The sequence below is a fragment of the Longimicrobiaceae bacterium genome, assembly GCA_035696245.1.
Lineage (GTDB): Bacteria > Gemmatimonadota > Gemmatimonadetes > Longimicrobiales > Longimicrobiaceae > DASRQW01.
In genome coordinates this window covers 1-11490 of record DASRQW010000427.1, presented here as the reverse complement: position 1 = coordinate 11490, position 11490 = coordinate 1, and the positions used below count along the sequence as shown (strand labels likewise).

At 69.7% G+C, this 11490-nt stretch carries 10 protein-coding genes and 1 tRNA gene; 7 read left to right on the top strand and 4 right to left on the bottom strand.

The genetic code is table 11. The features are described from left to right. Both VFE05_19225 and VFE05_19220 read left to right on the top strand, forming a co-directional pair. The coding region (locus tag VFE05_19225) for a M1 family aminopeptidase (GenBank protein ID HET6232214.1) at positions 1–825 on the top strand (825 nt) is incomplete at its 5' end. A gap of 102 nt (positions 826–927) precedes the next feature. Further along, a complete protein-coding gene (locus VFE05_19220) occupies positions 928–1548 on the top strand; it encodes a pentapeptide repeat-containing protein (GenBank protein ID HET6232213.1) in 621 nt (206 codons plus the stop codon). Between the two features lie 392 nt (positions 1549–1940). Here the strand turns inward: VFE05_19220 and VFE05_19215 are convergent, their stop codons facing one another. After that, the gene (locus tag VFE05_19215) at positions 1941–2963 is read right to left on the bottom strand and encodes an LLM class flavin-dependent oxidoreductase (protein HET6232212.1); all 1023 of its coding nucleotides are present in this window, start codon (positions 2961–2963) and stop codon (positions 1941–1943) included. A gap of 409 nt (positions 2964–3372) precedes the next feature. Between VFE05_19215 and VFE05_19210 the strand changes: the two genes are divergently transcribed. The 4 genes from VFE05_19210 (at position 3373) to VFE05_19195 (ending at position 8348) form a co-directional block, all read left to right on the top strand. Then, the gene (locus tag VFE05_19210) at positions 3373–4362 is read left to right on the top strand and encodes a hypothetical protein (protein ID HET6232211.1); all 990 of its coding nucleotides are present in this window, start codon (positions 3373–3375) and stop codon (positions 4360–4362) included. Further along, the gene (locus VFE05_19205) at positions 4362–5780 is read left to right on the top strand and encodes a hypothetical protein (protein HET6232210.1); all 1419 of its coding nucleotides are present in this window, start codon (positions 4362–4364) and stop codon (positions 5778–5780) included. Before VFE05_19210 ends, VFE05_19205 begins: the two co-directional genes overlap by 1 nt. Positions 5781–5846: 66 nt before the next feature. Next, positions 5847–6593: a hypothetical protein gene (locus VFE05_19200; GenBank protein HET6232209.1), complete on the top strand. Its 747-nt coding sequence runs from the start codon at positions 5847–5849 to the stop codon at positions 6591–6593. Between the two features lie 297 nt (positions 6594–6890). Beyond that, positions 6891–8348, top strand: coding sequence for a DNA recombination protein RmuC (locus VFE05_19195; protein ID HET6232208.1), 1458 nt, complete (start codon positions 6891–6893; stop codon positions 8346–8348). Between the two features lie 297 nt (positions 8349–8645). Here VFE05_19195 and VFE05_19190 read toward each other — a convergent pair. From VFE05_19190 to VFE05_19180, 3 genes are all read right to left on the bottom strand, one after another. Further along, positions 8646–8720, bottom strand: a tRNA-Val gene (locus VFE05_19190). A gap of 10 nt (positions 8721–8730) precedes the next feature. Then, positions 8731–8961, bottom strand: a complete 231-nt coding sequence (locus VFE05_19185; protein ID HET6232207.1) for a hypothetical protein — start codon at positions 8959–8961, stop codon at positions 8731–8733. 10 nt (positions 8962–8971) lie between these two features. Next, positions 8972–9940 carry a peptidase MA family metallohydrolase gene (locus VFE05_19180; protein ID HET6232206.1) on the bottom strand — a complete coding sequence of 323 codons (969 nt, stop codon included), beginning with the start codon at positions 9938–9940 and terminating at the stop codon, positions 8972–8974. 172 nt (positions 9941–10112) lie between these two features. Here VFE05_19180 and VFE05_19175 point away from each other — a divergent pair, with 172 nt between their 5' ends. After that, entirely contained in the window at positions 10113–11339 is a 1227-nt protein-coding gene (locus VFE05_19175; GenBank protein HET6232205.1) for an NRAMP family divalent metal transporter, read from the top strand. Positions 11340–11490 lie beyond the last annotated feature (151 nt).

The following is an 11490-nucleotide window of genomic DNA, read 5'->3' as shown; positions in this document are numbered from 1 at the left end:
GGCTACAAGCTGGTGGAGACGCCGCACCTGGGAATGGAGCACCAGAGTGCGGTGGCGTACGGCAACCACTATCAGAACGGCTACCTGGGCCGCGACCTGTCGCACACAGGGCTGGGGCTGGCGTGGGACTTCATCATCGTCCACGAGAGCGGGCACGAGTGGTTCGGCAACAACATCACCAGCGCCGACCTGGCCGACATGTGGGTGCACGAGAGCTTCACGCACTACTCCGAGAGCCTGTACACGGAGTGCCAGCAGGGCAAGGAGGCGGGGGCGAAGTACATCATGGGCACGCGCGCGAACGTGGCGAACGACGAGCCCATCATCCCCGCGTTCGGCGTGAACGCCGAGGGCAGCGGCGACATGTACTACAAGGGCGGCAACATGCTGCACACGATCCGGCAGATCGTGGGCGACGACGAGAGGTGGCGCGGCATTCTGCGCGGCCTCAACCAGACCTTCCGGCACAAGGTGGTGACGGGGCGCCAGGTGCAGCAGTACATCAGCCGGCAGGCCGGCATCGACCTGGACCGCGTGTTCCGGCAGTACCTCACCACCACGCGCATCCCCGTGCTGGAGTACCGCATCCGCAACGGGACGCTACGCTACAGATGGGCGGACGTGGTGCCCGGCTTCGACATGCCCGTGCGTGTGACGCTCTCCCCCGGCGTGTACACGCTCATCCGCCCGACGGAGGCGTGGAAGACGGCACGCGTCACCGTGGCGAGCCCGGCGGACTTCAAGGTCGACGAGAACTTCTACGTGATCCCGCACGACCTGGACGCCCCGACGGTCCCCGCTCCCCCGCCGAAGGCGCGCGAGTGAGCCGGGAGATGTGGACTCTCGCTCGCGCAGGCGCAACTACCGCCGCCCCGAACGACATCAGCCATTCGGTCGATGCGCGGCATCCGTCCGCGGAAGCTGCCCGTGGCTGAGCGGATGCACGGCGCAGCGGCGCCGAAGACGGACAGCACGATCACCGGCGCGGACTGGTACGGCGACGACATCTCCGGCCAGGCCCACACGCGCGTCCTGTTCGTGGACGGGGACTGGACGGAGGCGGCGAACACCGGCGCCGTCTTCACCGAGTGCACGTTCCGCCGCGGCAAGTTCAACGCGTCGGTGCACGCCGATGCCGCGTTCGTGAACTGCACCTTCCACGGCTGCTCGTTCTACGACGCGCGGTTCACCGGCTGCAAGCTCGTGGGCAGCATGTTCGACCGCTGCACGTTCGACGTGATGCAGGTCGCGGGCGGCAACTGGTCGTTCGTGGGAATGCCCGGCGCGGATCTGCGCTCCGCCACCTTCCGCGGCGTTCAGATGCGCGAGGCCGACCTGACCGGCGCCCGCTTCCGCGGCGGCACCCTGCGCGACGCGGATCTCTCCGGCGCGTCACTGCACGGCGCGGACTTCACCCGGTGCGACCTGCGCGGCAGCGACATCAGCGCGATCGACCCGGAGCATGCGCAGCTCCGCGGCGCCATCATCACCATCGACCAGACCATCGTCATCGCCCAGGCGCTCGGTCTGGACGTGCGGGTGGAGTAGAGCACGCCGCGAGATCGAGGATGCAGCGACGAGGTACACGAAGGGCCGGGTCGATTCGTTCGACTCGGCCCTTCGTGCTTTGGGATGTTTTTTGGCTTCGGAAGATGTGGAGCGTGCGGAAAGGTGCCCCCTCCCCCGGCCCCTCCCCCGCAAGCGGGAGAGGGGAGAACTGCTTGTGGCGGAAGCGGTTAGGCTGCGGTCTGGCGAATCGGGAAGGGTGGATCGCTGGGACCAAGTCCAATGATGCGGACGTGTCGTCGAGGCTGATTCGCGCGCGGCGACGAGCAGTCCGTCGATCAACGCATCTTTGAGCGGGTCCAGACGGACTCACGGGGCGAACCGCGATTCGCCGCCTCAACGCCTCCGCGTCAGCTATCTGCGGGGCTTCGAGATCATGCTGCCGGAGCGGCGCGCCTCTCCTCTTCCGCGAGGGAGTCGCGGACCTGGGCGGTGATCTCGAACGAGCGGAGGCGGGCGGCGTGGTCGTAGACCTGCGCGGTCACCAGCAGCTCGTCGGCGCCCGTGCGGTCGATGAACGCGCGGAGGCCGCGGCGCACCGCGTCCGGCCCGCCGACCACGGACTGCGAGAAGACGGAGTGCAGCGACGCCTTCTCCATCGGCGACCACACGTCGTCCATGCTGTCGACGGGCGGCCGGAGCGGGCCCGGGTTGCCGCGCCGCAACGCCACGAACTGCTGCTGGAGCGATGTCGCCAACCGCTGCGCCTCCCCGTCCGTGTCCGCCGCGAAGACGTTGATGCCCAGCATCGCGTACGGCCGCTCCAGCACGTCCGACGGCTGGAAGCCGCTGCGGTAGGCTTGCAGCGCGGGCATCATCAGGTCCGGCGCGAAGTGGGACGCGAACGCGAACGGCAGCCCCAGAGCCGCGGCGAGCTGCGCGCTGAACATGCTGGAGCCCAGCAGCCAGATGGGCACGTTCAGCCCCTCGCCCGGCACGGCGTGCACCTTCTGCCCCGGCTGGGCGGCGCGGAAATACTGCTGAAGCTCCTGCACGTCCGAGGGGAAGGCAGCGCTGGTGCTCATCAGGTCGCGCCGGAGTGCGTAGCTGGTCACCTGGTCGGTGCCGGGCGCGCGCCCCAGCCCCAGGTCGATGCGGCCCGGGTACAGCGCCTCCAGCGTGCCGAACTGCTCCGCCACCACCAGCGGCGCATGGTTGGGCAGCATCACCCCGCCCGCGCCCACTCGGATCGTGCGCGTGCCGCCCGCCACGTGGCCGATCACCACCGCCGTCGCCGCGCTCGCGATGCCGGGCATGTTGTGGTGCTCCGCCAGCCAGAAGCGCCGGTAGTCCCAGCGCTCCGCGTGCTGCGCCAGGTCCAGCGTGTTGCGGAAGGCCAGCGACGCATCGCCGCCCTGGATGATGGGCGACAGGTCCAGCACCGAAAACGGGATCATCTTGCACTCCTCACACATGGCGGATGGAACGTACATCTGCACTGGTTCAGCACCTAAACAGGCGCCGACGGACGCCCGGCAGCGCGACAAACCTCAGAGCTAAGTATTACGCACCTGTTTGATACCACGTTGAGCCAGTTCGGTGCCCGCTTGGTAAATCTAGCGTCGGGAGTCGGCCGCAGTGCGCGGCTGTGTGAAAGCGTGGGCCTCCGTGCGAAATCTGCGGCGGCAGACCGACAGTGAGAGAACGGCTCGCCCGTAGCGGGCCACGGTCGGATGCGCGGCCTGCACGGGCAGGTGCGCCCCTGGATTTCGTGGGACGGGCGTCTCTTTCCCCAAGCCCGCGCCGGGCGGCACGCGTGCAGGCATGCGCCCCACAACATCGCTACCACCAGCCCGCAAGTCGAAGATGATCCAATTCGCAGGACCTTCCCCCGACCCAGATGGCGAGGACCGCGAGCAGAGCTTCCTCTGGATCGAAGACGACGGCCTGCTCCGTGACGAAGGCGTGGTCTTCGGGCTGTCCGGCGCCGCACCGGGGCTGGCGTACAAGGAGGCCTGCATCGGCGCGTACTTCCGCCGCCGCGCGGCCGAGGGCGGCCGCGAGCGAGGCGCTCTGGAAGCGGAGCTCCAGTCCGTGCACACGCGGATCGGGGAGCTGGCGGACCGATGCGATGCCTTGCGGCAGCGCGCGCCGGAACCCGCGGCGCACGCGCAGGACGACGACCCGGCGGCGCTGGTCTTCCGGTACTCCCTGGGAATCGTGGCGGCGGGCGGCGCGTGCGCAGGAACGGCGGCGCTCGTCTTCGAGCAGCTCCGGCGCGCGTTCGACGCCCCGGCGATGGTCACGATGGGCGTGGTGGCGGCCGGCTTCTTCACCGTCTTCCTCCCCGTCTCGGCGCTCTTCGTGAACGACCGCGAGCAACGGCCCGGCGGAGTGGAGCTGTGGAAGGTGCGGCTGGCCGAATTCGGGCTTCCGCTGGTCTCCGCGGCGTTCGTGACCGCGTGGGCCGGGGAGCGGCTGGGGCCCACCCGCTCGCTGGCCGAAGCGGCGCTCCTCTTCCTCGTGTTCGTCTTCGCCGGACGCCAGCTCCTGAGCAGCGTTCCGCGCCTGGGCGATGCCGTCCGGCAGCTCCGGCGGGCGCGCATGGACCGCCGGGAGATGACCGGGCGCGCGCAGCAGGAGACGGCGCTGGAGCAGCAGGGCCGCGACCTGGAAGCGCGCATGGAATCGCTCCGCCGCGACCTGGCCGCGGTCCGCTCCGATGCCGAGTGGGAAGCCATACGCGACGCGAAGCTGGCGCTCTTCCGCAGCGAGTACGAGCTCGCCAGCGCCTCCCGCACGCACGCCGCGCCGCACCCGCGCGCCTCCGTCCTCTCCACCCACGGGAGCCACTGATGCGCATCCGCATTCCCCGCATCTCCCTCTCCGGCATCTTCTCACGGATCGCAGGCGAGACGCCCGAGCCAGCCGAGACAGCCGCCGCCCCGGCGTCGGAGCCCGTGCGGCGCGACGTGGGCGAGAACGCGTCGCACTTCAGCGTGCCCGTCACCTTCATGCGCAGCGACGTGCCCGACGTCGACTCCGCGTTCGGCTACGGGCACCTGGACGGCCGCCGTGGCGTAAGCCCGGAGAACTTCCGCGACTTCATCGCCCACACCGTCGAGGGCGAGGGCATCGACCTTCTCCTCGCCGACCTCGAGGCGCGGGAGAAGGCCGCTCGCGAGAAGGCCGCCTCCCTCCGCCAGCAGCGGGCGGAGATCGCCGGCAAGACGGAGGAACTGTCGAGCCTGGCAGAGGGCAAGGCCGCGGCGAACCAGGCGCTGAAGGACGCCGCGGCGGAGCTGACGGCCGCGGAGGCGCAGGCGGGGGAGACCCACGCCGCGGGCTCGCTCACGCAGGGGACGCTTTTCCTCGCAGCCGGCCTGGTGTTCATCGCGGGCGACGTGGTGATGTCGCAGAAGATCGTAGCAGACGCGCTGGGGCTCACCGGCTCCAACTTCCTGGGAGTGGACGAGTCGTGGATGTTCGCGCTCGGCCTCGCCATGATCTCGATCGTCCTCAAGCCCGCGTACGACCGCCTCGTCGAGACGCCCTACTGGCAGGGGAAGCGGACGCGCTTCACGGCGGTGATCTGCACGCTGGCGCTCGCCTCGTTCGTGACCCTGTGGGTACTGGGCGCCTTCCGGGCCGAGTCGTACGGCACGCAGACGAAGATCACGATGTTGCAGGCGAACGCCGCGCTCTCCGCCGCGGAAAAGGGCAGCCGGTTGATGGACTTGCAGGAGCAGATGCTTTCGAGCAGCCTGGCGCGGTGGTCGTTCATCCTTTCGGGGACGCTCTTCGCAGCCGCGGGCGCCGTGAGCTTGAGCATCGGGCTCCGGTATCTGCACGACAGACGCTACCTGCGCCGCGCCGCCGCGAAGCGCAAATCCGAGCTGGCCTCCGCGCACCTCGCGGCCCGCGAAGCGCAACGACGGGTCGCGGACGAGCTGCCGGGGCGGACGGCCGAGCTGAAGCGCCTCCTCGCGTTGACGGCCGACGAGCCCGCGGCCGCGGCTCTGGAGCTTCGGGCCGACGACCTCGCCGGGGAGCGCCGCGAGCTGCTGGCGCGCAGGGTGGAGGTAAGGACGAACCGGCTCCGCAGCCTGTACGACGACGGGTACGAGCTTGGAGGAAACCTCGAGACTCGGGAGTCGGAAGACGCCGCGGCGGCGACGGCGGCGGAACGTCCCCGCCGAAAGCGTCCCCGTCCCTTCGTGGCGCTCCGCCGGACCATCCGCGAAATCGCGCTGAGCGCCCACTCCTCCAACTGACATCTCGGACGCATGACCTTCTCAACCTTCGCTCGGCGCGCCGGAGCGCTGCCCCCTCTCGCGCTGGTGATCTTCCTCGCCGCGTGCCCTCCCACGTCGCCCGGCCCGTGCAGCCGGCCGCCGCAGCAGACGCTCGTCTTCTACGACCAGAGCGCGAGCAGCGTCGTCGATCCGCGTACCGAAGCGCTGTTCCGCGATACGCTGGAGGCAGTCGCCACCTCCGCCCTGCAATGTCCGGGAGACGCGGTCCACGGTTTTCCGTTGCACGGCAACACGCGCGGGAAGGTCGACCGCGTGGACCTGCTGGACACGATCCAGAGCGCGGACCCCACGGGCAAGACGAAAGTCGCCGCGGCCCTCGCCAAGACGCAGTACGAGCAGAAGATCGCGAGCTTGCACGAGGAGGCTTCTCGCCAGCTTCTCGCGCTAGGCAGCTCGCTCGTCGCACCGGGCGACAAGCGGCACACGGACATGCTAGGGAGCTTGGAGGTCCTGAGCGACGAGCTGAAAGGCGACTCGGCGAGCTCAGCGCGTGTCTATTACCTCAGCGACATGCGCGAGAGCATGCCGGCGCCTGGCAGGGACTTCGACGCGCACCCTCCCTCGACGCGCGCGGAGGCGGAGAATTGGGCGACTGCCGACGTCGCGCGGGTGATGGAGATGAGCGTCGATACCACTCGCTTCAAGAACGTGCACGTGCGCGTCCTTCTGGGAAATCTCGCGGCGAAGCCGCATGGACCGGAGATTCGGGCCTACTGGGAGCGGCTGTTCGCGAAGGTGGGCTTCAGGTCCGAGAACCTGGAGTACAACTGATCGGAAGCCGAGTAGTTCGATCCCACGGAGCGCCGCGAGCGGAAACGGAGTCGATGTCTGGATGAATGGATCGCGACCCGGCGATGGGCGGAGGTCCCATCATCGGCATGTGCCAAGCACTACTTCCGTCAGAGACGGTATTGTGAGGCCGGGACGACTCGGTTCCGCTTTCCTGTCCGACGGCCGACCGAATAAATACCGGCACTTGCCACATCCTCACGACGATGCGAATCCTCCTGACACCTTCCGGATGTTTCCTTCCGCTTCGCCGTTCATCTCCTCGTCACAACCCATTCTATGCCCACGCCCATCTTCCAGATCGTCTTCTGCTCGCTCGCCGCTGCGGGAGTGAGCGCCGTCATCGTCATCCTTGTCCTGCGCTCGAAGGCAAATGCCGCGCAGGCCTCCGCTACCGCCGAGCGCGCGACGCTGCTGGAGCGCGTGCGGGCGAGGGACGACCAGCTCGCGGACCTCCGGCTGCGCGCCGAGCGCTCTGCCGCGGAAAGCGACGTGCTCCGGACGCGCAACACCGGCCTGGACCGCGAGGTCGCCCAGCTCACCGCGCAGCTAGACCAGGAGCGCGGCCTCGCAGCCGAGAAGGTGAAGCTGCTGGCGGAGGCGGAGGCGCGCTTCAAGGACGCGTTCGAATCGCTCTCCGCCGCGGCGCTCAAGTCGAACAACGAGTCGTTCATGACGCTGGCGCAGACGCAGTTCGGCCGGCTGCACCTGCTCTCGCAGGCCGACCTGGAGCAGCGGCAGCAGGCGATCAGCGCGCTGGTGCAGCCCATCAGCGCGTCGCTGGCGGCGGTGGACAGCCGGATCGCGGATGTGGAGAAGGGGCGCATCGACAGCCACGCCACGCTCACCGAGCACCTGCGGGGGATGCAGGAGATGCAGACGCGGCTGCAAGGCGAGACGTCGAACCTGGTGAAGGCTCTGCGCGCGCCCACCGTGCGCGGCCGCTGGGGCGAGATCCAGCTCAAGCGCGTGGTTGAGATCGCGGGGATGCTGGAGCACTGCGACTTCACGCAGCAGGAGACGGTGGATACCGACCTGGGCAAGCGCCGCCCGGACATGGTCGTGAAGCTCCCCAGCGGCCGGTGCGTAGCGGTGGACAGCAAGGTCCCGCTCTCGCACTACCTGGAAGCGCTGGAGGCGCCCGACGAGGAGACGCGGCTCACTGCGTTGCGCGGGCACGCGGCGCAGGTTCGGCGGCACCTCACGGAGCTGAGCGGCAAGGCCTACCAGGAGCACATCCAACCCTCGCCGGAGTTCGTCGTGCTCTTCCTTCCCGGCGAGACCTTCTTCAGCGCCGCGCTGGAGCAGGACCCGTCGCTCATCGAGTTCGGCGCCGAGCAGAAGGTCATCCTCGCCACTCCGACGACCCTCATCGCCCTCCTGAAGGCCGTCGCCTACGGCTGGCGGCAGGAGCAGCTCGCGGACAACGCGCGCGCCATCAGCGAGAACGGCCGCATCCTGTACGACCGCACGCGCGTTCTCGCCATGCACATGATGAAGATCGGCAAGGGGTTGGACCGCGCCGTGGACTCGTACAACCAGGCCGTGGGCTCTCTGGAGCGGAGCGTGCTCCCCGCCGCCCGCCGCTTCAAGGACCTCCGCGCCGCCGCCGGAGACGACATCCCCGTCCTCGGCGGCGTCGAGAAGATGCCCCGCAGCGTCGCCATCGCCGAGCTGACCATCAGCGACCCAGCGTCGATGATCGAAGACGGCCGGGCGGACGTGGCGGCGGATTGAGGGATTTCCAGCGGGGTTAGAGAGATTCGAGGCGGCGGGTGCGCCCGGCCGGCTGACGCCGCGGGCTACGGCGGCACGAAGGCCACCTGGTGGCCTGCTGCCGGGAGTCTTCGCGTTGCGAGCGCCGGCTTCGCACACGCCTGGGAAGCGCACGGGTGATGAAGGCCGGGAGATGGACGGAGGTGATCGCGCGGGAAGTAGTCCCGACGGAGGCGCAACGAAGAGAGGCCCGGTGAGGATGCGTCCTCGCCGGGCCTTCAATCTGTCGATGCCGGTGCTGTGACCGGCGGACTTCGATGGGCGCTGAGGGATTCGAACCCCCGACCCCCTCGGTGTAAGCGAGGTGCTCTGAACCAGCTGAGCTAAGCGCCCGTGGGTGGTGCTATCCGATGATTCCCAGCGGGATCAGCACCACGTACCCCAGCACCAGCAGCAGCGGCGCCGCCACCGTGGAGCCGCCGGAGAGCAGCGCGTACCCCGCGACGATGGCGACGATGCCCGCCGCGAGCAGGGCCATGTTCTGCACCGAGAAGCGGACGGCGCTCTCCTGCTCGGCGGTCGCGGCCACCGGGGCGGCGGTGCGGGGACGGGTCGTGGGCGTGGGTCTGGGCATGGACCCGAAGCTACCCGATGGGATATTCGACGTCAACCCCGTCCTCGCGCGGCGGGGGGAGCATGCGTTCCTCGGCGCGCATCTCGGCCAGCTTGGCGCGGTTGCGCTTGCGACGCGGCAGCCACGCAATGAAGAGCACCGCCAGCGTCAGCATCCACACCGCGGAGGTGGACGACAGCGCCTGGAGCCAGCCGTAGTCGCGTTTCACCGAGGCGCGCCACTCGTCCTCCAGCTGGCCCATCGTCAGCCCGTACGTGGTGCGCACGGCGGCGTCCAGGCTGCCGTCGCGCCGCCAGTTGTCCAGCAGCAGGCGGAAGCCGGCCTCGCCGTCGCGCCGCTCCAGGTGCAGCACGGCGGTGGCGGAGAGCAGGTACGCCAGCCGCGCCCGGTCCGCCCCCGCGGGCCAGCCCAGCGCCAGCGAGTCCAGCGGCGGCGCGCGTCCCGTGACGAACGCCACCCGGAGCTGCCACGCACTCTCCCCGTCCCACCCGCCCGAGGCGATCTCGGCGTACCCCTCGTCGAACCAGCGGGGGATTGGGTGCGGCAGGCGCGCGTTGAGGATGACGTGCGCCAGCTCGTGCCGCAGCGTCACCACGGGCTCGTACGGCGCGTCGCCCACCGCGAAAGCCGGGATGATGATCGTGCGCGTCTCCGGGATGGCGACGCCGCCGGCCCACTCCGGCGCATCCCCGCCCGCCAGCGAGTCGAACGCCGCACGCGTCGCGGCCACGTAGATCGTCGTCGACTCCGGCACCACCGCGTCGCCCAACCCCGGCAGCCGCATCGGACGGTTCGCGAGGGCGGCCACTTCCTCCGCACGCGCCCGCTGGCCTGCGGGGTAGACGACGCGCACGTGGCCCGACGTGAGGATCTCCTGCGCGGCGGCCAAACGGGCGCCCACGCGCGGCGCGAGTGCGCCCGCGAAGACGAGAAGCAGCGTTGCGGCCAGGCGGAGCTTGCGCGGGAAGGAGAACGGCAACGGCGCGGCGGTGGATGGAGAGCAGGAACCGACCTCCTGCCATACTCTCCGGCATCCGTCTGGTTCCGCGGCGGCGCGCGGCGTATCATTTCCGCGCAACGCGTCCGACCGCGCTTCCCGGCATCCCGTCGATCTCTCCCGTTCCTCACCACCACTATATCCCAGGAGCAACATGCCGGACGAACGGGCGGGGGCGATGGCGGCCGGACGCCGGGTAGAATCGGTGCGCGGCGCGCTGCTCGGCGCTGCGTTCCTGATGGCGACCTCGGCCATCGGGCCCGGGTTCCTCACGCAGACGGCGGTGTTCACGGCGCAGCTCGGAAGCAGCTTCGGCTTCGCCATCCTCGTCTCGGTGCTGTTCGACATCGGCGCGCAACTCAACATCTGGCGCGTGATCGCAGTCAGCGGGCGGCGCGCGCAGGACGTGGCGAACGACGTGCTCCCCGGGCTGGGCTACGTGCTTGCGGTGATGGTGGGGATCGGCGGTCTGGCGTTCAACGTGGGCAACGTGGCCGGCGCGGGGCTGGGGCTGAACGTGATGCTGGGCGTCCCGGTAGCCGTCGGCGCCGCGGTGAGCGCGGCCATCGCCGTCGGCATCTTCCTGGTCAAGGAGGCGGGCAAGGCGATGGACCGCTTCGCGCTGGCGATGGGGTTCGTGATGGTGGCGCTCACCGCGTACGTGGCCGTCGCCTCGCACCCGCCGTTCGCAGACGCGGTGGTGCGCTCGGTGGTGCCCACGCGCGTGGACGTGCTCGCGATCGTCACGCTCGTGGGTGGCACCGTGGGCGGGTACATCACCTTCGCGGGCGGGCACCGGCTGCTGGACGCGGGCGTGAGCGGGCGCGAGTCGCTGCGGAAGGTGAACGGCTCCGCGCTCACCGCCATCGGCGTCGCGTCGCTGATGCGCATCGTGCTCTTCCTCGCGGCGCTGGGAGTGGTGAGCCGCGGTCTGATGCTCGACGCCGCGAACCCGCCCGCCTCCGTCTTCCGCCTGGCGACGGGGGAGATCGGCTACCGGCTGTTCGGAGTGGTGATGTGGGCGGCGGCGATCACGTCCGTCGTGGGCTCGGCGTACACGTCGGTCTCGTTCCTGCGCGGCTTCGGGAGCGTGTTCGAGCGGCGGTGGACGCGGATGGTCGTGGGCTTCATCGTCGTCTCCACCGCCGTCTTCCTCGCCGTGGGCAAGCCCGTGAAGGTGCTGATCCTAGCTGGCGCCCTCAACGGATTGATCCTGCCGCTCTCACTGGGTGTCATGCTCATCGCCGCGTACCGCCGCTCCATCGTGGGCGACTACCGGCACCCGGCGTGGCTCACGGCGCTGGGCGTGCTCGTGGTCGTCAGTATGGCCGCGATGGGCGGATACACGCTGTGGGACCAGATGGGCCAGCTCGCCCGCTGATAGCGCCCAGGCGGGCGGGGAGGCGCGGCTGGATGGCATCGGGAGATGTTGGGCCGAGGACGGTCTCTCCTCCGACATGGTGCCAAGCGTAGGAGATGCGAACCTTCAATGATGGTCGCCCGACGGCGAGGAAACGCCGACCAACCCTCTC